Origin of the sequence: Pantoea conspicua, assembly GCF_002095315.1 — a bacterium.
In the GTDB taxonomy this organism is placed as follows: Bacteria; Pseudomonadota; Gammaproteobacteria; order Enterobacterales; family Enterobacteriaceae; genus Pantoea; species Pantoea conspicua.
On sequence record NZ_MLFN01000050.1, the window covers coordinates 1 to 23,449 of the forward strand.

Sequence of the window (23,449 nt, forward strand, 5' to 3'; positions counted from 1 at the left end):
CGCCCAGGCCTCCACTATTGTGCCCTTTTTAACAACACGCACTGAAGTTTCAGAGCAGGCGGGGGCCGCTCAGGGGCAGGCAATCCGCAGCGCTGAACAGAATGAGTCGGCCAGGAGAGCCCGCAGGACGCGGGCGAAAGGCGGGGCGGCACAGGATGTGCCTTCCCCGGCGATCCGCCAGGCAGACGAATGAAGTGAAGGTACCGCGCAGCGGCGCGAGGACCGCCAGCCCCTGAGCGGCACCAGACTGCGTTATCACCGGTCGCTTAACTGACAGACATTACGCCCATCGGCTGCTGTTTTACTTTTCTGAGGGTTATCCGCTGCTGACGAGAATCAGTGCAACGGCTACTTCTGACGCGGATAGGCGTCGCTGTTAACCCAGGCGTGATCTTTCTCCCAGGTAAACTTCCACAGCCGCACCGGCCCGGCCATCACGTTCAGGTAGTAGTTGTTGTAACCCGCCAGCGTCGCCACCGGATGATAGCCACGCGGTACCATCACCACATCGCGATTGTAGGGTGCCATGCAGGCATCCAGCGAGCGATCGTCGGTGTAAACCCGCTGCATGGCGAAACCCGGTTCCGGATCGAAACGGTGATAATAGGTCTCTTCCAGATAGGTTTCGTCTTCGCTCTCTTCCTGATCGTGCTTGTGGCTGGGATAAGAGCTGGTGTCGCCCTCATCGGTGTAGACTTCCACCACCAGCAGACTGTCAGCGGGTTTATTATCCGGCAGAATATTGTGGACCAGCCGCTGATTACGCCCTTTCCCGCGATGCTCAACGCCGACATCCTCAGGTGCAATCAGCCGCGCAGGCAGGTTGCCGTGACCCGGCGCGCTACACACTGCCAGCTCCAGATCGCTGTCGGCCTGCACCTCTACTTCATCGTCATGCGGCACATAGACTGACCACGGCGGCACGCGCTCAAACGGTGACATGCGCTTTCCGATGCCTGGAAATTCCGCATGACGGGTTTTAACCGAGGCCAGTCCGGCAACTAATACCAGGCACAGCTCTTTATCACCGCTGCTGAGCCGCAGGGTTTCGCCCTTTTTCAACAGATAAGCGTCGAATCCGACATAACGCCAGCCGGCGCGCTCCGGTGTAACGTGCTGAATGCGCCCCTGGCTGTCTGGTGCTTGTGCTTTCGAAAGTAAAGACATCCCCTTCCTCCTCTCTGTCATGCTTACGTGCCCGCCGTGACCGTGACCCGGATTTAACCGGGCAACGAAAACCGGATACCGGCAGGCCAATGCAAGGCGGCCTGCCGGTCTGGCACGTTAAACAGCGTGCATTGAATTAACTGAGCGTTGGCATACTGAATTCAGAAACGGTCTGCTGACCCGCTGGCCAGCGCACCGTGGCGGTTTTCATGCGGGTGTAGAAGCGCACACCGTCCGGACCGTGGACGTTGAGCGCACCGAACACCGAGCGCTTCCAGCCACCAAAGCTGTGAAACGCCATCGGCACCGGCACCGGCACATTCACGCCGACCATGCCCGCTTCAACGTTCTGGACAAATTCACGCGCAGTATTGCCGTTACTGGTGAAGATCGCACTGCCGTTGCCGAACTCATGGCTGTTGACCAGCTGTAACGCACTGTCGTAGTCCGGTGCACGCATAATGCTCAGCACCGGGCCAAAAATCTCTTCACGCCAGATCACCATGTCAGAGGTGACGTTATCAAACAGCGTGCCGCCGACGTAGTAACCCTCAGCGTGACCCGCCACCTGAACGTTGCGGCCATCGACCACCAGCTTCGCGCCTTCCTGCTCGCCTTTATCGATGTAGCCGAGCACTTTCTTCTGATGCGCTGCGGAAACCACCGGTCCCATCTCATTCTCGTCAGCGCCTTTATTGATGCCAGGACCAATGCGCAGCGCGTTTACCAGCGGCGTCAGGCGGGCGATCAGTTTGTCAGCCGTATCGTCACCCACCGCGACCACCACCGGCAGAGCCATACAGCGCTCGCCCGCTGAGCCAAACGCGCCGCCCATAATGGCGTTCACGGTGGCATCCAGATCGGCATCCGGCATCACGATGGCGTGGTTTTTGGCTGCGCCAAACGCCTGCACTCGTTTTCCGTGAGCGCTGGCGGTTTTGTAGATGTGCTCAGCGACGCCGGATGAACCGACAAAGCTCACTGCCGCGATGCGCGGATCTTTATACAACTGTTCAGCATCATCGTTGGAGCTGTGAACGACGTTGAACACGCCATCCGGCAGACCCGCTTCGGTCAGCAGTTCCGCCATGCGTACCGCTGCACTCGGATCGAGCGCCGGCGGCTTCAGGATAAAGGTATTGCCGCAGGCCAGGGCGATCGGGAACATCCACAACGGCACCATCGCCGGGAAGTTGAACGGGGTAATCCCGGCGACGACACCTACTGGCTGCATCAGCGAGTAGCTGTCCACGCCGCTGCCGACGTTCGGTGAATATTCGCCTTTCAGCAGATGCGGGATGCCGCAGGCAAACTCAATCACTTCAATGCCGCGGGTCAGTTCACCCAGTGCATCAGACCAGACTTTGCCGTGTTCCGAGACGATCAGCGCAGCCAGCTCATCGCGGTGTTGTTCCATCAGCGCTTTGAAATTGAACAGCACGCGGGCGCGGCGCAGCGGTGAGGTTTTCGACCAGGCCGGAAAAGCGTTGTGTGCAACCTCAATCGCATGAGCCACTTCATCAGCGGTGCTTTGCGTCAGTTCACGTACCACTTTGCCGGTTGCCGGATCGTAAACCGGGATGGTTTCGTTGCTGGCGCTGAAGGTGGTTTTACCGCCAATAAAGTTTCCTGTGATCGTCATGATGTTGCCTCTTTAAAGGGTTAAGTTCCCTGCAGACTTACTGTGCGGCCTGTCCCGCTGTCTGATCAGGCAAACCTGAAAGCGTGCTATGAAGCTATTACAGTGGAACAAATTTTTCAAATAGATATTTTTGGAAAATTTACTTTTAGCGGCACAGATCGCATTTTTCTGGTCAGTGAGGCAACAGGATCTGAGAAGCGATGAAATCCAGCCAGTCAGGGTGCTGCAACGGTGTCAGCTAACCTGGCTCAGGCGTCTGAAAGCGGCGTTTTTTGCAGGCCCGATCCGGTTTTGCTTATACAGGCTGAAACGGAATATGAAATTAATGCGAGGCTGATCTAATAATTGTCATTTCATAATTCATAAATAATGAAATAAATGTTCTCTTTAGCCCCATCTCTCACGCTTCCTGTCAACGGAGTCGCCGTATGGCCATCGATCCCACCCGCTTCTGTATTAACCGTAAAATTGCGCCCCGCCTCTCACTGGAGGCCTTCTTCCAGCTGGTGCACCGGCTCGGACTGAGCAAGGTTGAACTGCGTAATGACATGCCGGGCGGCAAAGTTACTGACGGCCTCAGTGCCGATCAGCTGCGCGCGCTGACCGACAAATATCATATCGATATCATCACCATTAACGCGCTCTATCCGTTTAACCGCATCGATGATGACCTGCTGACCCGTGCTGAGGCGCTGTTACAGGAAGCACAACGGATTGGTGCCCGCGCGCTGGTGATGTGTCCGCTGAATGAGGGTATCACCGTGTCGCCGCAACAGACCCTGGCGGCGATGCAGCAACTGGCACCGCGCTTTGCGCATTACGGCATTCAGGGACTGGTGGAGCCGCTGGGCTTTCCGGTCAGCTCACTGCGTTCGACGGTGCAGGCACAACAGCTGATTGCGGAGGCGGAGGTGCCATTTAAGCTGGTGCTGGATACTTTCCATCATCACCTTTATGAGCAGGCTGAACAGGAGTTTCCGGCCAGCATCGACATTGAGCAAATCGGGCTGGTGCATCTCTCCGGCGTGGAAGATTTGCGCCCGACCGCTGAACTGACGGATGAAGAGCGGGTGATGCTAAGTGACAGTGATGTCCTGAACAGCGTGGTGCAGGTGAAGCGGCTGGAGATGCTCGGCTACAAGGGGATTTACGCCTTTGAGCCTTTCTCAAGCCAGCTTGAGCGCTGGACGCCTGCGGAGATTGAACGCCAGATTCGCCACAGTATCGAACTGCTACAGGCCTGAAACCGGCTGCGGGGAAGTGACCTCGTGCCAACCGATTCTTATCTGTGTCTGAAAAGACGTTTGGCCCCGGTCGGGGCCTTTTTTTCAGCGCCGATCCGGCTCTGTCACCAGTTGCCTGAACTGCAGACGCAGGGTGCAGAAGAAAGCCAGACAGACCAGCAGTGCCGTCAGCAGATAGACCTGAGAAACCCCGGCATAGCTCATGATCAGCCCGGCAATGGGCCCGGTAATGCCCAGCGACAGATCCATAAAGGCGGTGTAGGTGGCCAGTGCGCTGCCCTGGTTTTGCTGCGGCACCACTTTTACCGCCACAACACCCAATGCCGGGAACACCAGCGAGAAACCGGCACCGGTAAGAAAGGCACCCGCTTTAGCCATCCACGGATCGCCTGCGGCGGCCACCAGAAACAGCCCGGCGGCTTCAACCGCCAGACAGAGGCTGGCGACCCGTAAACCGCCATGACGGTTGATGGCATTTGGAAACAGCAGCCGCGCCCCGACAAACGCCCCACTGAACAGCGACAGCGCAAAGGCCGCGCCTTCCCAGCCCTTATCCTGATAAAACAGCGTAATAAACGTGGCGATGACGCCGAAACCGGCCGAGCCCATCGCCAGAATAGCGCCGAAGCCAGCGATTTTTCCCAGCACCGCACGGAACGGCAGCGGCCTGCCTTTACTGCCTTTCACCGCCGGACGCGGCACTGCCCCGGCAATCCCCACCAGACAGATGGCAATGATGATCCCTGACAGCCACAGCAGGCCGCCGAGCCGGTAGATCAGCACGCCAAGCGGCGCGCCAATCGCCATCGCGCCGTAGGTGACGATGCCGTTCCAGGAGATCACCCGGCCAATGTGCAACGAACCGACCCGCGCCACGCCCCACAATGAGGTGCCGGTACCGGTGAAGCTCTGACCTACACCGAGGATCAACCGGCCGATGCAGAGTAACGTCAGGCTCAGCAGTGGACGGTCGAGCGTCAGCGCCGCCAGCAGGATACAGACGCCGCTGATCAGACAGCCCACCAGCCCCACCACCACCACTTTCTTCGGTCCCCAGAGATCGGCATAGCGACCGGCATGCGGCCGGCTCAGCAACGTCGCCACATATTGCAGGCTGATCACTAATCCGGCCCAGAAAGCGCTATAGCCCAGCGTGTCATGTACCCATCCCGGCAGGATTGCCAGCGGCAGACCAATGGTAAGATAACTGGCAAAGTTGTAGATCACGATGGAGAGGATCAGCAGGGAGATTTTTACGCTACCGGATGCAGAACCCGGCTCTGCTGCAGGTTGGTCAGGCATGAATCATTGCACTCGTAGTCGGCTGAAAGCTAAAGGTTAATGATTAACTATACCCGCTTTCGCCTGGCGCGCATCAGAGCGGCGGTGCAACCGGCAATATTATCCGGCCAGACGGGAGATGCTGTGCAGCAGACAGCCTGATCACCGGCGGGTGCAAACCCGGCTTTCCGCCCGCCAGAACTGCCGGTTATTTTTACCGTTTCTCTGATAAATCAGCTTGTTAATTTTACTTCAGCTACACTTTCATCAGCCAATTTGCGTGATGGGAGAGGGAATGAGCGAGCTGCAACGGGAAAAATCGGACAAAATATTTTGATCAAACTGGCGATGCTGGTGATTATCCTCGCTGGCGTGCGGGCCGCGTCCGATATTCTGGTGCCGCTGTTGCTGGCGGCCTTCTTTGCCATTGTGCTCAACCCGCTGGTCACCCTGCTGATGCGGCGCGGCTTCCGGCGTGGGCTGGCGATTACCCTGGTGATTACCGTGATCTTCTTCGTCATTCTGTTGCTTGGTGCGGTACTGGCCAGCTCCATGAGTGAGTTTTACGATCTCTATCCGCAACTGCGCGCTACCATGGAACAGAAAATGGCGATATTGCAGCATCTGGCGGCCGGTTTTCACCTCAATATCTCTACCGATGCGTTGATTCAGCACTTTGACCCGAACACCATGATGAACCTGGCGACGGTGGCGCTGAGCGGTTTTTCCGGCGCAATGACCAACACGGTGCTGCTGGTTCTGACCGTGGTGTTTATGCTGTTTGAAGTGCATCACCTGCCCTACAAAATGCGTAATGCGCTGGTTAATCCTAAAATCCGCATCGCCGGGCTGCACAAAGCGCTGAAAGGGGTCACACACTATCTGGCGCTGAAGACGGTGGTGAGTCTGGTAACCGGCCTGTCGGTCTGGCTCAGCCTTTATCTGCTGGACGTAAAATTTGCGCTGCTGTGGGGCGTCGTGGCGTTTATCCTCAATTTTATTCCCAATATCGGGCCGATCATCGCCGGCATCCCGCCCTTTTTACAGGCGCTGCTGCTGAACAGCCTGTTTGATGCGGCAATGGTCGCCGCACTGTTTACTGCTATTCATATGGTGTTCGGCAATATGCTGGAGCCGCGCCTGATGGGCCGGGGACTGGGTTTATCCACCCTGGTGGTGTTTCTGTCGTTGGTGTTCTGGGGCTGGCTGCTCGGTCCGGTCGGGATGCTGTTATCAGTGCCGCTCACCAGCATTACCAAAATCCTGATGGAGACCACGCCAGGCGGCAGCCGGCTGGCGATTATGCTGGGTACCGGGCGGCCGAAACGGGCGCGCGGCTTAACCAAGTAACCGTTGCTGGACGTGGCGCAGATGGTTTTCCATTGCCTGACGGGCCGCCACTTCATCACCGGCCACGATGGCGTTAGCAATCTGCTGATGGTCAGCGTTCATCGCCAGGGCAAAACTGTTGTCGGCAAAATGGCGCTCCAGCCGCTGGACATGCGGGGTATGGCGCTGATTCCATAACTGCTCCAGCAGTTCGCGCAGCAGATCGTTGCCACTCATCTCACTGATCAGCAAATGGAAGCGTTTATCCTGCGCCAGAAAAGCCGCATCATTCTCCTGATACCGTTGCAGCTCAGCGGTTAGCGCCAGCAGGGCAGCACGCTGGTGCGTGCTGCCGTTGCGCGCCGCCAGTCCTGCCAGCATCCCTTCGAACGCCTCTCTGGCCTGTAACAGATCCTGCAGGCTACAGGCTTCGCTCTCCGTTGCGGTTGCGGGCGCGGGCAGCGGCTGGGCGACAAAAAACGCCGGTGCCGGTACGGATATCGACCCAGCCCGTCATCTCCAGCGCTATCAACGCCTCACGTACCGAAGAACGGCTGACGCCCAGCTGCTTCGCCAGCTCCCGCTCCGGCGGCAGCAGGTCACCGGCGACAAATTCACCGCGCTCAATCCCCGCCATAATGGCATTAGCAATCTGACGATAGAGACGTTCAGTTTTTACAACAGGCAGCGTCATCACCTTCTCCTTATTATCTGGCTTCACCGATCGCGCAGTTTGTTATGCTGCGATCCCGATCACGGCCTCATTTTGCTGGCTATCATACTCTTGGTCCAGCGGCCTGACCACTGGGCCACATCACAGTTGAGGAGTAAACATGGAACAGACATGGCGATGGTACGGTCCGAACGATCCGGTCTCTCTGGATGATGCCCGTCAGGCTGGCGCAACCGGCATCGTAACCGCACTCCACCATATTCCTAACGGCGAAATCTGGCCGGTGGAAGAGATTAAAGCCCGTCAGGCATTGCTGGCAGAAAAAGGCCTGGTCTGGTCGGTGGTAGAGAGCATCCCGGTGCATGAATCGATCAAGACCCAGCGCGGCGACTACCAGCACTACATTGCCAACTATCAACAGTCGATACGCAACCTGGCTGCCTGTGGCGTGGATACCGTCTGCTACAACTTCATGCCGGTACTCGACTGGACCCGTACCGATCTCGCCTGGACGCTGCCGGACGGCGCAAAAGCGCTGCGCTTTGACGCCGATGCCTTTGCCGCGTTTGAACTGCACCTGTTGCAACGACCGGGTGCCGAACAGGATTACAGCGCCGCCGAGCAGCAGGCGGCGGCCCAGCTGTTCGCCGCCATGAGCGAAGATGACAAAACCACGCTGGTGCGCAATATTATCGCCGGTCTGCCGGGTGCCGAAGAGGGCTACACCCTGGAGCAGTTCCAGGCGCAGCTGACGCAGTATGACGGCATCGATAAAGCCCGGTTACGCGAGCATATGGCCACCTTCCTGCGGGCTATCGTGCCGGTCGCGGAAGAGGTCGGGATTAAGCTGGCGGTGCATCCGGACGATCCACCGCGTCCGATCCTGGGCTTACCGCGGATTATCTCGACGCAGGAAGATATGCAGTGGCTGAAAGAGACGGTGGATAGTCTGCATAACGGTTTCTGCTTCTGTACCGGCTCGTATGGCGTGCGCGCTGATAACCCGCTGATTAAGATGGCGGAAGCGTACGCGACCGCATCAACTTTGTTCATCTGCGCGCCACCAAACGTGAAACGAATCCCAACAGCTTCCACGAAGCGGCGCACCTTGCGGGCGACGTTGATATGGTTGGCGTGATTAAAGTGATTCTGGCTGAAGAGCAGCGCCGCCGTCAGGCGGGTAATCACCGGGCAATTCCGATGCGCCCCGATCACGGGCATCAGATGCTCGACGACCTGCATAAGCGCACCAATCCTGGCTATTCGGCGATCGGACGGCTGAAAGGCCTGGCGGAATTACGGGGTGTCGAAGTGGCCCTGAAACAGATCTTTTTTAACGACTGAGCCTGCGTCACTGGCCCTGCGTCCGGCCTGGTGCCGGCCAGGGCATTTATCTTCCTTTACCGCAGCAAATGACTTTGCCAACTGCCGCGTTTCACTCTGCCGCCAGACCCACAGCGGCTCTGTGGTTGCGCCGAACGGTTGTGAACCCTGTCGGAATGCCAGCAAAAGCAAAACATTGTCAACAAATGCAATCTCTGGTCGATAATTGACCTTAATCAGTTCTGTTGGCGGACAAAACGCTAACCTGCATCGCCCGGAGACATGCTATGCTGCGCCGAATGATTAGCACCTCCTCATAACGTCTATAACATTCAGAGGATTTTGCGGTGCCGCTATTGCAACGAAAACGCGACTGCGCCAGGCTGATTATCATCGTTTCCGGCATGTTGCCTCTGATACTTGGTATCTTTTTTACCGCCCTCGATGCGCGTCATACGGTCCACCAGCAGCAGGTGAGCGCCGCCAATACCCTTTTATCCCAGGCTGAGAAAATGAGCGACAGCGCCTGGGATATGATTACCTCACTCCGCCAGTTTCAGAACCAGCCCTGCAGCCAGATTGAAAACACCCTGCAGCGACTCGGTACGCTTAACGCCTATTTCCGTGCCATTGGTACACTGGAAAATGATCACATCGCCTGCTCTTCCGCCTATGGTTTAAATTCTGGCTCGCTATCAGAATTGATGATGCGCGATGTGCCGGTGACCGGTAAAGCCTGGTGGAGTTTGTCGATAGCCGGAACGCACGCCGTACCGGATCGCCCGGCGGTGCTGTTCGTGCGTGAATTACCCGGCGGAGAAGGTTTCTGGGCCGTGATTGATGGTCAGTATCTGATCGATTTTATGCGTGCGATTGGCAGCCCGCGCGGCTATCAGTTGAGTATGCAGTTCAGCGACGGCGCGCCGATCGCCTATGGCACGCCACAGGCCACGGTGAAAGGCTGGTTTGAGCCGCTGGTTTATCACGCCTCCTCACAGCGTTATCCCCTGAGCGTCACGGTGATCGCTCCGCCCAATGAGTTAATAACGGCCTGGCGGCAGGTGCTGTTTATCTTCCTGCCGATGGCAGCGATTTTTTCCATTCTGCTGATGATCCTGACCTCAAACTGGCTGCAGCGGCGCATTTCATGGCGTGACGAGATCCGCCGCGCCATCGCCGGTGGCCAGTTCCGGGTACACTATCAGCCGGTTTATGACGATCGGTTGCAGCGCTGCAGTGGCGTGGAAGCGCTACTGCGCTGGACCACGCCTGATGGCAATGGCGTCCGTCCCGATATTTTTATCGGTGCCGCCGAAGCTGAAGGGATGATTGTACCGCTGACCCGTCATCTGCTCGATCTGGTGGAGGGAGATGTCCAGCAGTGGCAGGTCCCGGCGCATTTCCATCTGGCGATTAATGTTGCGGCCGAACATCTGCAGCACCCCGATTTTGTCAGCGACCTGCTCCATTTTGCCGAGCGGGTGAAAGAGAAGCAGTTTGTGATCACTCTTGAACTGACGGAGCGCAGCCTGATTAAAGATGGCGAAGGCGTGGCGCGTAAACTCGACCAGCTGCGCCAGTTCGGCATGAAGGTCGCGATTGATGACTTCGGCACCGGTCACTGCTCGCTGAGCTACCTGCAGACCTTTGCGCTGGACTACCTGAAAATCGATCGCGGCTTTATTAACGCCATTGAATCGCTGGAGGGCGAAACGCCGGTGCTGGACGCCATCATTAACCTCAGCCATAAGTTGCAGTTGCAGGTGCTGGGCGAAGGCGTGGAAACCGCCCTGCAGTTTCGTTATCTCCAGCAACGCGGCGTGGTCTTCATCCAGGGTTACTACTATGCCCGTCCTATGGACAACGCTGCGCTGATCGTCTGGCAGCAGGAACAGGGCGATCGGCCAATGCAGGATAGCGAACCCGGTTAACGCCCCGACAGCCACGCCGGACCTTCTTTCTGCAGATGTCGCGAACACCACAGCTACCGGGTCGCCCGCCCTGTCACTTCTGCTTGTGCGCTCTGCACGTGGCGCGCTGCCAAAAAAACCTGCCCGTTTCGGCGTTTGTTACCCGCGCGTCTGCACCCGAGCGACCTCTGCAACACCCCTTTTCCCCGCTGTCCTTGTGAAATACCAAATATTACCAAATATTTCTGTTGCGCTCTGATTCCGGGGTCACCGACGACAAACAGTTGAAAATATAACCGAAGCGGCTAACAACATGGCCCGACAGTGACCAATCTGATGAAAAAAGCGTCATTCGTCACGTGGGGTGATTATTTTTCAGGAAGGGTAAACGGGTTAAATGATCGGTCTTATGGGTCAGTTTTAGGCCAAACATGACAGATATCACACAAAAACGGTATACTCTGTCGCTTAACGCAATAATCCCGGCACGAATTATTGGGTTGGCTGGCCGATAAACTGCACCTGTTTACAGCTATGCTTTAATTCCTCAACGCCGCGGTCTGAATACTTTTGCTCGGTTCGCGCCGTTGAGGACTTTCATGTTCCATTACAGGGTAATTCTATGAAATTGCGTAGGAAGCGTGTAAAACCAATCGGGATCGATGATGTTACCATCATTGATGATGCCCGTTTACGTAAAGCCATCACCGCAGCCTCTCTGGGTAATGCGATGGAGTGGTTTGACTTTGGTGTGTATGGCTTTGTGGCTTACGCGCTGGGTAAAGTCTTCTTCCCGGACGTCTCGCCGGGCATTCAGATGATTGCGGCGCTCGCCACCTTCTCTGTTCCTTTCCTGATTCGCCCGCTGGGTGGCCTGTTTTTCGGTATGCTGGGCGACAAATATGGTCGTCAGAAAATACTCTCCATCACCATTATCATCATGTCGGTCAGTACCTTTTGTATCGGCCTGATACCGTCCTACGCCTCTATCGGCATCTGGGCACCGATTCTGCTGCTGTTAGCCAAGATGGCGCAGGGCTTCTCGGTCGGGGGGGAATATACCGGTGCCTCTATCTTTGTCGCCGAATACTCGCCTGACCGTAAACGCGGCTTTATGGGGAGCTGGCTCGACTTTGGCTCCATTGCCGGCTTCGTGCTCGGCGCAGGCCTGGTGGTGCTGATCTCAACGGTTATCGGTGAAGAGAGCTTCCTTGAGTGGGGCTGGCGTCTGCCGTTCTTTGTTGCGCTGCCGCTGGGTATTATCGGCCTCTACCTGCGTCATGCGCTGGAAGAGACGCCGGCTTTCCAGCAACACGTTGAAAAACTGGAACAGGGCGATCGTGAAGGTCTGCAGGATGGCCCGAAAGTGTCGTTTAAAGAGATTGCCACCAAACACTGGCGCAGCCTGCTGGCCTGCGTGGGTCTGGTGATTGCTACCAACGTCACCTACTACATGCTGTTGACGTACATGCCGAGCTACCTGTCGCATAACCTGCACTATTCGGAAGATCATGGCGTACTGATTATCATCGCTATCATGATCGGTATGCTGTTCGTGCAACCGGTGATGGGCATGATGAGTGACCGCTTTGGTCGCCGTCCATTTGTCATCATCGGCAGTATCGCCCTGCTGATCTTTGCGATTCCGGCCTTCATGATGATTAACAGCGGCGTTCTGGGACTGATTTTCGCCGGTCTGCTGCTGCTGGCAGTGATCCTGAACGCCTTTACCGGCGTGATGGCCTCTTCGTTGCCAGCCATGTTCCCGACCCACATTCGCTACAGTGCGCTGGCCAGTGCGTTTAACATCTCAGTGTTGATCGCCGGTCTGACCCCAACACTGGCCGCCTGGCTGGTAGAGACCACCGATAATCTCTACATGCCCGCTTACTATCTGATGGTGGTGGCGGTGATTGGTCTGATTACCGGTCTGTACATGAAAGAGACGGCGAATAAGCCGCTGAAAGGTGCGACGCCTGCGGCCTCCGATATGGCTGAAGCGCGCGAAATCCTGCAGGAGCACCACGATAACATCGAGCATAAAATCGAAGATATCGACGAAGAAATTGCCCGCCTCGAAGCGAAACGTAAAAATCTGGTGCAGCAGCATCCGGATATTAACGAGTAATCCCCTCCTCTCCCGCCGCCCGGCGGGAGAGTTTTTTCTTCCCTGCGGTTACCGCACACAAACCTTCATGCCACCCCGGTAAAGGGAGTAAACTGTTGTCACTTTTTTCACCTGCGTAAGAATGAATATGCCTGATTATTCCCTTATCCAGCGCCCAAGAAGATTGCGCGCCAGCGCGTCAATGCGCGAAATGTTCCAGGAGTCTTCCCTCAGCCTGAACGATCTGGCTCTGCCCATTTTCGTTGAAGAGGGTGTCGACGATTACAAAGCGATTCAGGCAATGCCTGGCGTGATGCGTATTCCGGAAAAACGGCTCGCTTATGAGATTGAACGCATTGCTAAAGCCGGTATCCGCTCGGTGATGACCTTTGGGATTTCACACCATACCGATGCCACCGGCAGCGATGCGTGGAATGAAAATGGTCTGGTGGCACGGATGTCACGCATCTGCAAAGAGACGGTGCCGGAAATGATTGTCATGTCCGATACCTGTTTCTGTGAATACACCAGCCACGGTCATTGTGGCGTGCTGTGCGACCACGGCGTGGATAACGATGCGACCCTGATCAACCTCGGTAAGCAGGCGGTGGTTGCCGCAGCAGCAGGGGCTGACTTTATCGCGCCTTCAGCGGCAATGGACGGTCAGGTTCAGGCGATTCGTCAGGCGCTGGACGCAGCAGGCTTCACCCAGATTGCCATCATGTCCTACTCCACCAAATTTGCCTCATCCTTTTACGGCCCGTTCCGTGAAGCGGCAGGAACAGCGCTGAAAGGCGACCGTAAGACTTATCAGATGAATCCGATGAACCGTCGTGAAGCGATCCGTGAATCGCTGATTGATGCGGCTGAAGGTGCGGACTCGCTGATGGTTAAACCGGCAGGCGCCTATCTCGATATCCTGCGTGACATCCGCGAGCGCACAGAGCTGCCGCTGGCTGCCTATCAGGTGAGTGGCGAATACGCGATGATCAAATTTGCCGCGCAGGCCGGTGCCATCGACGAGCGTAAAGTAGTGCTGGAAAGCCTGGGTGCGATAAAACGTGCCGGCGCGGACCTGATTTTCAGCTATTTCGCGCTTGATCTCGCCGAACAAAAAGTGCTCTGATCCCCTTCTCAATAAGACAGTGAATTGAATCGTTTCGATCACTGTCTTTTTCTTTGCCAAAAGGCACAAACCAGAACCTGGCTTCACTGAGAAAAATAAAGGGCTCTGCGCGATGAAATCACCTGAGATCGCTGCCGATGAGGCACAACGTTTATCGCAGTTACGTGCGCTGAACATTATGAATACCCCTGCGGAAGAGCGTTTTGATCGTTTAACCCGTCTGGCGCGCCGCCTGTATGACGTGCCGATTGCGTTAGTCAGCCTGCTGGAAGCCGATCGCCAGTGGTTTAAGTCAGCGCAGGGTTTTGAGCCCACCGGATCGCCACGCAACATCTCGTTTTGCGGCCATGCCATCCTGCAGGATGAGATCATGATTGTCGAAGATGCTGCCGCGGATCCGCGTTTTCATGATAATCCGCTGGTGACCGGTGAACCGCATATTCGTTTCTATGCTGGCTGCCCGCTGCGGGCACCGGGTGGCACGAAAATAGGCACCCTCTGCATCATTGGCCGGGAGCCGCGCCCGTTCGACGAAGAAGATCGGGCTACGCTACGGGATCTGGCGGCGATGGCTGAAGCGGAGCTGGTGGCGTTTCAGACGGCAACCTGCGACGAACTGACGCAGATTACTAATCGCCGCGGCTTTATAACGCTGGGCGAGATGGTGCTGAATGAGTGCCGGATGAAGAACCGGCCCGCCTGTCTGGCCTTCCTCGATCTCGACAAGTTCAAGCAGATCAACGATTCGCTTGGACATCGTGAAGGCGACCGCGCCCTGATGGACTTTGCTGATGCGATGAAAGTGGTGTTTAAACACTCCGATCTGTTTGCACGCTTAGGCGGCGATGAATTTGTGGTGCTGTTTAACGGCCTGCAACAGCAGCAGACGGAAGCGCTGTTGCAGCAGTTTGCCCACTATCTGGCGCAGCAGTCGTTCAGCCTGAACCGCCGTTACCCTCTGCACTTCTCTTGTGGCGTGGTGGAATTTAATCCGGCCGAACCACAGTCGCTGGAGCAGTTGCTGCATGACAGCGATGAGCAGATGTACCGCAGTAAAAAGCAGAAGCGCGCGGTGCTGTAAAGCCCGGCGCCCGCGCGCCTGACCGGTTACTGACGCGCCAGGTCGTCGAGCAGCGTCTGATTAAACTTCGCCGGCTCTTCCATCTGGGGTGCATGACCCATCCCCGGGAATTCGATTAACCGCGCGCCCGGAATACGCTTCGCGACATCCTTTCCCAGCACCGCGTAATCACCGAGTCGGGCTTTGACGGCCGCAGGGGCGATATCGCTGCCAATCGCGGTGGTATCGGCGGTGCCGATTATCAGAGTCGTCGGCACTTTCAAATCGCTGAACTCGTAGAATACTGGCTGGGTAAAAATCATGTCGTAAATCAGCGCCGAGTTCCACGCTACCTTCTGGTGTCCTGGCCCGCTGTTCAGACCGGCCAGCATGTCGACCCATTTGTCATACTCCGGTTTCCAGCGTCCGACATAGTAGGTCTGCTGTTCATACTTCTTAATCCCTTCAGCACTCAGCTTCAGCTCGCGCTGATACCACTGATCGACCGAACGCCACGGCGCGCCTTTGGCTTTCCAGTCTTCCAGCCCGATCGGGTTGACCAGCACCAGCTTCTGCGTCTGTGCTGGATACATCAGCGCATAGCGCGTTGCCAGCATCCCGCCGGTGGAATGGCCGATAATCACCGCTTTTTCCACCCCCAGCTGCGCCAGCAACTGATGGGTATTCTCTGCCAGCTGCTGAAAACTGTACTGGTAATTCGCCGGTTTTGTTGAGCTGCAGAAACCGATCTGATCGGGTGCCACCACGCGATAGCCTTGCTGGCTCAGCGCGCGAATCGTCTCTTCCCAGGTGGCCCCGCAGAAATTTTTTCCGTGCATCAGCACCACGGTTTGTCCGTTGGCGTTTTTCGCGGGTTTCACATCCATATAGCCCATGCTTAGCGGCTGCTGCTGAGATGAGAAATTAAAATGTTGCAGAGGATAAGGGTATTGAAATCCTTCCAGCTGCTCGCCGTAGACCGTTGTGGCGAGGGCCGGTGCCGTGCTGAGTAACGTCAGCGAGGTGAGCAAGGCGGCAAGCGGTTTCTTCAACGCGTATGTCGGGCTCATCCAGGGTTCTCCAGGTTAAAGGTGAGTGTTAAGCCTGGCATGAAGCGGTGAACAATGTATTGATGGGCTGTGCGATGTGACGATTCGATGAGCGCAGCCTGGTGACCCGGCAGAAAAGATTACGCGAAAGAAAACCCTTAAGGAAAGATTACGGTTTTCGCTTCTCAGCGCCCCTAATTCCACCAATATTTTCAACATATTTATCACAACCATGTCATTTATATTATTAAAAGATCATGAAAGCTGCTTTATTTGAGATAACGATTCATTTCCTGATAAATCTTTACGTAACAAATGCGCAGAAAAGGATAAATTATTTTAAACTGCCCGGACAAAATAAAATAAGGGGGGCACTATGAATGACGGTAAATATAATGAGAGCGTAATCATCACTGTCACTGAGTGGATTAATAACAATCTCGACCAGCGGTTAAGTGTTGATGATATTGCTGAAAAAGCGGGTTATTCCAAATGGTATTTACAAAAATTATTTGCGCGTTATCACAATGAAACGCTGGCACGGTATATTCGCAAGCGCAAGCTGACTGCCTGTGTCAACGATTTGAAAAACAGTCGCACGCCGATAATAAGCCTGGCGCTGAAGTACCATTTTGAAAGCCAGCAATCGTTTTCGCGCTCTTTCAAACAGTTGATGGGGTGTACCCCCAGCGTCTGCCGCCGGCGCCAGCTGGATGAAGCGGCGCAAAAGCAGTTATCTGATTCCGATAATCCCTGCGCGTTATGCAGCTATGCTCAGGCCAGAAACAGCGAAAAAAGCTGTAGCGGGATCACTCAACGTATTGCGATACCACCGCCTCGCTATCGCCATGCTGAATCCTACAGCAGCCTGTAATACTCAGAGATCGTCCGGCTGATAATATTGCACACCGATCTGAATTCGCTCACGACCCTGCGTGACGCGATGACGATTGGTGTCGCGCAGCGAATAAACGCAGCCACAATATTCCTGCTGATAAAAACGTTCACGTTTGCTGATTTCAATCATCCGTGCCGCTCCCCCGCCTTTACGCCAGTTAAATTCCCAGTAAAGCAGGTCCGGATAATGCGCGGCTGCCCGCACGCCGCAATCGTTAATCTGCTGCATATTTTTCCAGCGTGAAATACCCAGCGAACTGGTGATGACCGGAAAGCCATTTTCATGCGCATATAACGCGGTACGTTCGAAACGCATATCGAAACACATGGTGCAGCGTTCGCCGCGTTCCGGCGCCCACTCCATACCGCGCGCCCGTTTAAACCAGTCATCGCGGTCATAATCGGCATCAACAAACGGCACGCCGAATTTTTCAGCAAAACGAATATTCTCCTCTTTGCGCAGCTCATACTCTTTGAGCGGATGAATATTCGGGTTGTAGAAATAGAGGGTGTATTCAATACCCGATGCCAGCATCGCCTCCATCACTTCACCCGAACAGGGAGCGCAACAGGAGTGTAAAAGCACTTTTTTGTGGCCGCCCGGTAAAGGCAGCGGCTGGCGCTGATAAGGCTGAGACATAAGCACCTTCAATCATTGGCTGAAAAACTGCAGTGTAATGGCGCACGCCGGGGTTGCAAAGTTTTCCTGACTCGCCAGTTTTTGGGTATTTGTGCGCTTACGGCTGCAGCGGTAGTGACCCGCCGATCCGTTGCCACCGGGCTCTGGCGGGCAACCCCGGCCTTTTGCCACGCCGCTGATGTTTTAAACTGTGACCGGTAACACACTGACTTCATCTATGTTTACATAACATTAACAATACTGACAAAGTCACAGGGCAAGGAGTAAGGCATGGCTGCAGCTAAGAAATCCCCGTCGGGTCAGAACCGCTTTACCTGGTTCGTCTGTTTTATGGCCGCGCTCTCCGGCCTGTTGTTTGGTCTGGATATCGGTGTAATTGCCGGCGCGCTGCCGTTTCTCGCCAAAGATTTGCAGATCACCAACCATCAGCAGGAGTGGGTCGTTAGCTCGATGATGTTCGGTGCCGCGCTGGGTGCGCTGGGTGCCGGCTGGATGTCATCAAAGCTGGGACGCAAGAAAAGTATGCTGGCCGGTGCCACACTGTTCGTCATTGGCTCGCTGTGGTCGGCGCTGTCACCGGATGTTGAATCTCTGGTCTGCGCCCGGGTCATTCTGGGGCTGGCGGTCGGTATCGCTTCTTACACCGCCCCGCTCTATCTGGCTGAAATCGCGCCTGAGCGTATTCGCGGTTCCATGATTTCGATGTATCAGCTGATGCTGACCACCGGCATCGTGGTGGCTTATCTCTCTGATACCGCCTTCAGCTACACCGGCAACTGGCGCTGGATGCTGGGTATTATCGCCATTCCGGCGGTGATTCTGTTTATTGGCGTGCTGTTTCTGCCTAACAGCCCACGCTGGCTGGCGGCGCACGGTCGTTTTAATGAGGCACAGCGGGTACTGGACCGGCTGCGCAATACCAGCGAACAGGCGCGGCAGGAGCTGGAAGAGATCCGTGAAAGTCTGCAGGTGAAGCAACGCGGCTGGTCACTGTTTCGTTCTAACAGTAATTTCCGCCGTGCCGTATGGCTGGGCATGTTATTGCAGGTGATGCAGCAGTTTACCGGCATGAATGTGGTGATGTATTACGCCCCGAAGATCTTCAATATTGCCGGTTTCTCCAGCACCAGTGAACAGATGTGGGGCACGGTGATTGTCGGGCTGGTCAATATGCTGGCGACGCTGATTGCGATTTTCCTGGTTGACCGCTGGGGACGTAAGCCGATGCTCACCACCAGCTTTCTGGTGATGGCGGTGGGAATGGGCGTGCTCGGGACGCTGTTGCATCTCGGCGTCGAAACCGATTTCCGCAAGTATTTTGCTATCGCCATGCTGCTGATGTTTATCGTCGGATTTGCGATGGCTGCCGGACCGGTGATCTGGCTGCTCTGCTCTGAGATTCAGCCGCTGAAAGGGCGTGACTTCGGCATAACCGCGTCGACCACCACTAACTGGGTCGGTAACATGATTGTTGGTGCGACCTTCCTGACCATGCTCGATCAGCTGGGCAACGCCAATACTTTCTGGTTCTACGGCGCGCTTAATCTGGTGTTCATTGTAGTGACGATGATGCTGGTGCCTGAGACTAAGCATGTCACGCTGGAGCACATCGAACGCAACCTGATGAAAGGCAAAGCGCTGCGTGATATCGGGGCGTAACCGCCCCGTCGTCTGTTACCATTGCAGCGTTTTACCGGTGTAATCGATGTAGTGATGACCGCCGCGGCCCTGCCAGGCGGTCAGTTGCCGGACAATACCGGCCGCGCTCTCTTCCGCAGTTAATGGCGCAGCATCGCCGCCCATATCTGTTTTTACCCAGCCAGGATGCAGCGTTACCAGCGTACCCGCCTGGGCTTCCACGTCCTCAGCCAGCATCCGGCTTAACATATTCAGCGCCGCCTTGCTGGCGGAGTAGAGCGGCATGTCGGCACGCGGGTTTTCGCTCAGGCTGCCCAGCTGTGATGAGGTGATCGCCAGCACGCCCTTTTGCTTGCTGAGCAGCGGCAGTAAAATCTCGGCACTGCGCACCGGTGCGATGGTATTGGTCATAAACAGCTGCGCCAGTTCCTGAGGGTCACTTTGCGCCAGTTTCTGGTGCGCCGGCCCTGAAATGCCGGCATTAATCAGAATCACATCGTAGGTCTGTCCGGCGAGCTGGCCTGCCAGCTGCTGCACCGACGCCGATTCAGTCATATCCAGCGCGTGCCACTCAACGTGCCGCTGGTTGCCCTGCGCCGGAATACCGCTGCGGTGCGTGGCCGTGACCTGCCAGCCTTGTGCAGCAAACGCCTGCACCACTGCCAGGCCGATACCACGCGATGCGCCAATCACTAACACTTTCTGTTGCTGAGCCATGTTCATTCCTCATTGATAATCTCACTACAAGCTTAACGACAAATCGGCTTTGCCCGCGCCCGGTTGTGCGTTTTAGTCGGGCAACCGCACGACAGGTAAAATGCCTCAGCTGCTGAAGTCGATCGGCCTGGTCGGTTTCATTGATGGTTTTCCATCAAAATTTCGCTTTATCTTTTACTTTTAACCGGTTAGAAGATATTGCATGAAAGGCAGGCGGCACGATGTTTGCCCGCTTTTTTCGTGTGGAGTCTGAATGAAAAAGCTTACCTTAGAGTCGGTGGCAAAAATGGCGGGCGTTGGCATCGCGACGGTCGATCGGGTTCTGAACGAGCGCGGCGGTGTGTCGCTGGAGACCACCCGCAAGGTGTTGAAAGCGGCGCGCGAAGCCGGTCTCAAGCGCCTGTTGCCAGAAGAGTATCAACATCCGTGGCAAAGTGAGGTCTTCCTCAGCAACAACGGCTCCGCCTTTTTCCAGCAGCTCACCGCTCATTTCAGCGATGTCGCCAGCCAGCTCGGCTATCGTCGTCTTAAACTGCATAAGACGCTGGTTACAGAAGCGCAGCCCGAAAAGCTGGCGCAGAGCATGATTGCCCGCAGTGCTAACCGTGACGGCATCATTGTCTTTGCCCATGACTCGCCACCGATCTATCGCGCCCTGGCGCTGTGTCGCAGTCGTAACGTGCCGGTGATCACCATCGTGACCGATCTGCCCGCCGCCGATCGTCTGTGCCATGTGGGTATCGACCAGTATCAGGCGGGACGTACCGCCGGTTTACTGATGAGTAAGACCGCTCACCAGGCCGGCGATATTGTGATGGTTAGCGGTCGGTTTGATTATCAGGCGCACCGGCAACGCATCGCCGGCTTCCGTGAAGTGATGACGCAGCGCGCCCCGCAACGTTATCTGCGTGAAGTGTTGCTCGGCCAGGATGATCGCGACACCATCCGTAGCCTGCTGGCCCGTACTCTGACGCAATCGCAGGCGATAGCGGGCGTCTATAACACCGGGATGGGCAATACCGACGTCAGCGACACCCTGCGCGCCCACCGGCTGCTGGGTCACTGTACCTATATCACCCATGAGCTCTATCCGGTAACCCGCCAGTTATTGCTGAACGATGAGGTGGCGTTCACGCTGGATCAGCACGCGCAGCAGCACGCGCGATTGTCGATTGATCTGTTGCTGCGCCACCTGGAAACCGGTTATCAGCCGGATGAGTATCAGGAAGGTAAGGTCGCATTCCGGCTGTTTACGGCGGAGAATATGGCGTAAGGCAGGTTGACTCCCTCAATGCGGCGATGTCATTGAGGGAGGCGGATAGCCCGCGCTGAGGTTATTGCGGCGGCTCCCGGCTCTGATCATCCGGACTCTGACCGTCATCGCTGCCCTGGCTTTTCTCGACTTCCTGCGGATGGCCCATAGAGAGCGCCGTCGCGCTGGCCGGGTCGAACAGCGACAGGCTTTCAATCTGATCCACCATAATCACCTTACGGAAAGACATGGCATCTTTGGGCGTTGAATCCAGCGTGATGTCGTGTTCGGCATACCACTTACTGTAATTATGCTCCACCGCCAGTTTCAGCGTCTTACTGTCGCGGTAGCCGCTGAGCATCGGGATTAATACGATATTTTTGGTGCTTTCATACTCAAACGTCGAGGCGTGTACCATGCCGATATAGATGCGGCGTGATTTAAGGGTAATCCACGCCAGCTCCCCCTCTTCCATGCACTGAAACAGCAGTTGCTCCACACCGTTCGAGCGTGACAGTTGCTGATAGAGATCTTTACGGCCCGAAACGTTGAGTCGTGCGCTGCCCGCCCAGTTCGAGCGATAAAGGCAGAGCAGAATAGCAAAAGCCAGCATGATGACAATCGGTGCCTGGATGCCAAGGAAGCTCCAGTTCATAAACTCCATCTGCCATTTGAGATGGACACCGGGGATCATTTGTACCGCATTGGCAATAGCAGAGACGGCGAGCAGCAGTAACCAGACGATGCCGGTGGCAAACACGCCCTGCAAAACGAAAATACAGCCATAAAGCGCAACCAGAAAATAAACATCCCAGCCCGAAGAACGGCGAATTTTAAAACGGCTATTTAAATCGCGACTGGTGTACCAGTAACCACTAACCATTAACACCATGAATATTGCGGTACCCACCTCAGACTCCCTTTAACATATTCACATGGCGGGCAAAATCTTCGTGTACTTCTTCACTGAGTGTGTTGACCGAAATATTGCCGTTCTCGTCAATTATGATGCGTTCGCCTTCGGCGATAGAATCGTTAATATCCTGGCGGGTCATGATTTGCAGAAATTTATCGGGGCTGGCAAACAGCGATTTTACAAATTTGAACATGGCGATCCACTTCTCTGGCCTAAAAGAGGAAGTATGTGACCGAAACGTCACTCTCGCCTGATTAATTTCAGGTGAAATTTCTTAAAAAAAGTAATTAGCGAAGCGGTTAGCGATCATTCCACCGGGTTATTCGCTGAAATAGCTAATATAACCAGTAGATTGGCAACAACAATTCACCGTTTCCGGCTGCGCGGTCTGTGACCGTGCTTTACCCTTTTCTCGCCGGTTAGCGCTAAGCTCACTCTTTGTCCGATGACGATCACTCTGTCCGCAACATATTGAGGAAGATTCAGATGAAACAACGCACGTTAGGTCGTACCGGTCAGCGCGTCTCCGAAATTGGCTTTGGCGCATGGGCGATTGGCGGGACCTGGGGAGAAGTCAGCCAGCAGGATGCCGAGGCGGCGCTGCACGCAGCCCTTGATGCCGGTATCACCTTTATTGATACCGCCGATGTGTATGGCGACGGTCGCTCAGAAAAAATTATTGCTGGCGTGCTGAATCAGCGTGGCGGTGAACGGCCGTTTGTCGCCACCAAGCTGGGCCGCCGGCTCTCGCCGCACGTTGCGGATGGCTATAACGCCAGCAACCTCAACGCCTTTATCGACCGTTCGCAGGAGAACCTGCAAACCGATACGCTGGATTTAGTGCAGCTGCACTGCCCGCCCACCGAGGTCTATTACAACCCGGAGGTGTTTGCGGTGATGGATGAGATGGTGGCTGCCGGGAAAATTCGCCACTACGGCGTGTCGGTGGAAAAGGTGGAGGAAGGGCTGAAGGCGCTGGAGTTCCCGAACGTCTCCTCCATTCAGCTGATTTACAACATTTTCCGCCAGCGTCCGGCGGAGTTACTGCTGCGTGAAGCGAAGCGGCGTAATGTCGGGATTATCGCCCGAGTGCCGCTGGCGTCAGGCTTGCTGACCGGAAAAATGGGGCCAGACAGCCAGTTTGCTGCTGACGACCATCGCGCCTTCAACCGCAATGGCGAAGCGTTTGATAAGGGCGAAACCTTTTCCGGCGTGCCTTATGAGGTAGCGCTGGAGGCGGTCGAGGAGATTCGACGCTTTGTCACTGGCAACACCACCATGGCGATGCTGGCGCTGCGCTGGATCCTGATGAACGAGGATGTCAGCGTGGTGATTCCGGGGGCGAAAAACCGCGAACAGGCTGAAGCCAATGCCCGCGCCAGCGACGTCGATGCGCTGTCTGAGGAGACCATGACCGCGCTGAAGCAGATCTATCAGGAGAAGATCGCGCCTCATGTACATCAGCGCTGGTAGCCGCC

Annotated in this window: 19 protein-coding genes and 2 pseudogenes; 12 read left to right on the forward strand and 9 right to left on the reverse strand. The window is 55.8% G+C overall.

Annotated features, from left to right (window positions below; genetic code table 11):
- Window positions 1–193 (forward strand): hypothetical protein (locus tag HA41_RS21210; protein ID WP_208612767.1); only part of this gene is annotated, 193 nt, incomplete at its 5' end.
- A 155-nt stretch (window positions 194–348) separates the two neighbouring features.
- Here HA41_RS21210 and iolB read toward each other — a convergent pair.
- Both iolB and HA41_RS15445 read right to left on the reverse strand, forming a co-directional pair.
- On the reverse strand, window positions 349–1,167 hold the full coding sequence (iolB, locus tag HA41_RS15440; RefSeq protein WP_094121524.1) for a 5-deoxy-glucuronate isomerase: 819 nt from the start codon (window positions 1,165–1,167) through the stop codon (window positions 349–351).
- A gap of 136 nt (window positions 1,168–1,303) precedes the next feature.
- Window positions 1,304–2,809: a CoA-acylating methylmalonate-semialdehyde dehydrogenase gene (locus tag HA41_RS15445; RefSeq protein WP_094121525.1), complete on the reverse strand. Its 1,506-nt coding sequence runs from the start codon at window positions 2,807–2,809 to the stop codon at window positions 1,304–1,306.
- A gap of 428 nt (window positions 2,810–3,237) precedes the next feature.
- On the opposite strand from HA41_RS15445, the gene HA41_RS15450 reads away from it, so the two are divergent.
- Window positions 3,238–4,053, forward strand: coding sequence for a TIM barrel protein (locus tag HA41_RS15450; protein WP_094121526.1), 816 nt, complete (start codon window positions 3,238–3,240; stop codon window positions 4,051–4,053).
- 84 nt (window positions 4,054–4,137) lie between these two features.
- Here HA41_RS15450 and HA41_RS15455 read toward each other — a convergent pair whose 3' ends face one another.
- On the reverse strand, window positions 4,138–5,355 hold the full coding sequence (locus HA41_RS15455; protein WP_094121527.1) for an MFS transporter: 1,218 nt from the start codon (window positions 5,353–5,355) through the stop codon (window positions 4,138–4,140).
- Between the two features lie 327 nt (window positions 5,356–5,682).
- Between HA41_RS15455 and HA41_RS15460 the strand changes: the two genes are divergently transcribed.
- Window positions 5,683–6,684, forward strand: coding sequence for an AI-2E family transporter (locus HA41_RS15460; protein WP_143807342.1), 1,002 nt, complete (start codon window positions 5,683–5,685; stop codon window positions 6,682–6,684).
- Here the strand turns inward: HA41_RS15460 and HA41_RS15465 are convergent.
- Window positions 6,673–7,357: pseudogene (locus HA41_RS15465) on the reverse strand (FadR/GntR family transcriptional regulator). The gene HA41_RS15460 and the pseudogene HA41_RS15465 overlap by 12 nt on opposite strands.
- 139 nt (window positions 7,358–7,496) lie before the next feature.
- Here HA41_RS15465 and uxuA point away from each other — a divergent pair.
- The 5 genes and pseudogenes from uxuA to HA41_RS15490 all read left to right on the forward strand — a co-directional run bounded on the left by uxuA (window position 7,497) and on the right by HA41_RS15490 (window position 14,883).
- Window positions 7,497–8,680: pseudogene (gene uxuA / locus HA41_RS15470) on the forward strand (mannonate dehydratase).
- Window positions 8,681–9,006: 326 nt separating this feature from the next.
- Window positions 9,007–10,590 (forward strand): EAL domain-containing protein, encoded by a 1,584-nt coding sequence (locus tag HA41_RS15475; RefSeq protein WP_094121529.1) that lies wholly within the window; start codon window positions 9,007–9,009, stop codon window positions 10,588–10,590.
- A gap of 601 nt (window positions 10,591–11,191) precedes the next feature.
- The gene (proP, locus tag HA41_RS15480) at window positions 11,192–12,697 is read left to right on the forward strand and encodes a glycine betaine/L-proline transporter ProP (protein ID WP_094121530.1); all 1,506 of its coding nucleotides are present in this window, start codon (window positions 11,192–11,194) and stop codon (window positions 12,695–12,697) included.
- A 127-nt stretch (window positions 12,698–12,824) separates the two neighbouring features.
- Entirely contained in the window at window positions 12,825–13,802 is a 978-nt protein-coding gene (gene hemB / locus HA41_RS15485; protein ID WP_094121547.1) for a porphobilinogen synthase, read from the forward strand.
- A gap of 112 nt (window positions 13,803–13,914) precedes the next feature.
- Window positions 13,915–14,883 carry a GGDEF domain-containing protein gene (locus HA41_RS15490; RefSeq protein ID WP_094121531.1) on the forward strand — a complete coding sequence of 323 codons (969 nt, stop codon included), beginning with the start codon at window positions 13,915–13,917 and terminating at the stop codon, window positions 14,881–14,883.
- 26 nt (window positions 14,884–14,909) lie between these two features.
- On the opposite strand, the gene HA41_RS15495 is transcribed toward HA41_RS15490, so the two are convergent.
- Window positions 14,910–15,932, reverse strand: coding sequence for an alpha/beta fold hydrolase (locus tag HA41_RS15495; RefSeq protein WP_094121532.1), 1,023 nt, complete (start codon window positions 15,930–15,932; stop codon window positions 14,910–14,912).
- A 355-nt stretch (window positions 15,933–16,287) separates the two neighbouring features.
- Between HA41_RS15495 and HA41_RS15500 the strand changes: the two genes are divergently transcribed.
- Entirely contained in the window at window positions 16,288–16,785 is a 498-nt protein-coding gene (locus HA41_RS15500; protein WP_094121533.1) for a helix-turn-helix domain-containing protein, read from the forward strand.
- Between the two features lie 3 nt (window positions 16,786–16,788).
- Here HA41_RS15500 and HA41_RS15505 read toward each other — a convergent pair whose 3' ends face one another.
- On the reverse strand, window positions 16,789–17,448 hold the full coding sequence (locus HA41_RS15505; protein WP_094121534.1) for an epoxyqueuosine reductase QueH: 660 nt from the start codon (window positions 17,446–17,448) through the stop codon (window positions 16,789–16,791).
- A 270-nt stretch (window positions 17,449–17,718) separates the two neighbouring features.
- On the opposite strand from HA41_RS15505, the gene HA41_RS15510 reads away from it, so the two are divergent.
- Window positions 17,719–19,107 (forward strand): sugar porter family MFS transporter, encoded by a 1,389-nt coding sequence (locus HA41_RS15510; RefSeq protein ID WP_094121535.1) that lies wholly within the window; start codon window positions 17,719–17,721, stop codon window positions 19,105–19,107.
- Between the two features lie 15 nt (window positions 19,108–19,122).
- Here HA41_RS15510 and HA41_RS15515 read toward each other — a convergent pair whose 3' ends face one another.
- Window positions 19,123–19,803 (reverse strand): SDR family oxidoreductase, encoded by a 681-nt coding sequence (locus HA41_RS15515; protein ID WP_094121536.1) that lies wholly within the window; start codon window positions 19,801–19,803, stop codon window positions 19,123–19,125.
- A 253-nt stretch (window positions 19,804–20,056) separates the two neighbouring features.
- Here HA41_RS15515 and HA41_RS15520 point away from each other — a divergent pair, with 253 nt between their 5' ends.
- Complete coding sequence (locus HA41_RS15520; RefSeq protein ID WP_094121537.1) at window positions 20,057–21,076, forward strand: LacI family DNA-binding transcriptional regulator; 1,020 nt, start codon at window positions 20,057–20,059, stop codon at window positions 21,074–21,076.
- A 61-nt stretch (window positions 21,077–21,137) separates the two neighbouring features.
- Here HA41_RS15520 and HA41_RS15525 read toward each other — a convergent pair whose 3' ends face one another.
- Window positions 21,138–21,965 carry a hypothetical protein gene (locus HA41_RS15525; protein ID WP_094121538.1) on the reverse strand — a complete coding sequence of 276 codons (828 nt, stop codon included), beginning with the start codon at window positions 21,963–21,965 and terminating at the stop codon, window positions 21,138–21,140.
- Between the two features lies 1 nt (window position 21,966).
- Window positions 21,967–22,164 (reverse strand): hypothetical protein, encoded by a 198-nt coding sequence (locus HA41_RS15530; protein WP_094121539.1) that lies wholly within the window; start codon window positions 22,162–22,164, stop codon window positions 21,967–21,969.
- Window positions 22,165–22,457: 293 nt separating this feature from the next.
- On the opposite strand from HA41_RS15530, the gene HA41_RS15535 reads away from it, so the two are divergent.
- The gene (locus HA41_RS15535) at window positions 22,458–23,444 is read left to right on the forward strand and encodes an aldo/keto reductase (protein ID WP_094121540.1); all 987 of its coding nucleotides are present in this window, start codon (window positions 22,458–22,460) and stop codon (window positions 23,442–23,444) included.
- The last annotated feature ends 5 nt before the right edge of the window (window positions 23,445–23,449 follow it).

Excerpts from the sequence above, each read along its gene's own strand:
- HA41_RS15445 (WP_094121525.1), bottom strand. The coding sequence starts at position 2,809 with ATGACGATCACAGGAAACTTTATTGGCGGTAAAACCACCTTCAGCGCC.
- HA41_RS15515 (WP_094121536.1), bottom strand. The coding sequence starts at position 19,803 with ATGGCTCAGCAACAGAAAGTGTTAGTGATTGGCGCATCGCGTGGTATC.
- HA41_RS15520 (WP_094121537.1), top strand. The coding sequence starts at position 20,057 with ATGAAAAAGCTTACCTTAGAGTCGGTGGCAAAAATGGCGGGCGTTGGC.
- HA41_RS15455 (WP_094121527.1), bottom strand. The coding sequence starts at position 5,355 with ATGCCTGACCAACCTGCAGCAGAGCCGGGTTCTGCATCCGGTAGCGTA.
- HA41_RS15535 (WP_094121540.1), top strand. The coding sequence starts at position 22,458 with ATGAAACAACGCACGTTAGGTCGTACCGGTCAGCGCGTCTCCGAAATT.
- iolB (WP_094121524.1), bottom strand. The coding sequence starts at position 1,167 with ATGTCTTTACTTTCGAAAGCACAAGCACCAGACAGCCAGGGGCGCATT.
- HA41_RS15450 (WP_094121526.1), top strand. The coding sequence starts at position 3,238 with ATGGCCATCGATCCCACCCGCTTCTGTATTAACCGTAAAATTGCGCCC.
- hemB (WP_094121547.1), top strand. The coding sequence starts at position 12,825 with ATGCCTGATTATTCCCTTATCCAGCGCCCAAGAAGATTGCGCGCCAGC.
- HA41_RS15490 (WP_094121531.1), top strand. The coding sequence starts at position 13,915 with ATGAAATCACCTGAGATCGCTGCCGATGAGGCACAACGTTTATCGCAG.
- HA41_RS15495 (WP_094121532.1), bottom strand. The coding sequence starts at position 15,932 with ATGAGCCCGACATACGCGTTGAAGAAACCGCTTGCCGCCTTGCTCACC.
- HA41_RS15510 (WP_094121535.1), top strand. The coding sequence starts at position 17,719 with ATGGCTGCAGCTAAGAAATCCCCGTCGGGTCAGAACCGCTTTACCTGG.
- HA41_RS15505 (WP_094121534.1), bottom strand. The coding sequence starts at position 17,448 with ATGTCTCAGCCTTATCAGCGCCAGCCGCTGCCTTTACCGGGCGGCCAC.
- HA41_RS15500 (WP_094121533.1), top strand. The coding sequence starts at position 16,288 with ATGAATGACGGTAAATATAATGAGAGCGTAATCATCACTGTCACTGAG.
- HA41_RS15460 (WP_143807342.1), top strand. The coding sequence starts at position 5,683 with ATGCTGGTGATTATCCTCGCTGGCGTGCGGGCCGCGTCCGATATTCTG.
- proP (WP_094121530.1), top strand. The coding sequence starts at position 11,192 with ATGAAATTGCGTAGGAAGCGTGTAAAACCAATCGGGATCGATGATGTT.
- HA41_RS15530 (WP_094121539.1), bottom strand. The coding sequence starts at position 22,164 with ATGTTCAAATTTGTAAAATCGCTGTTTGCCAGCCCCGATAAATTTCTG.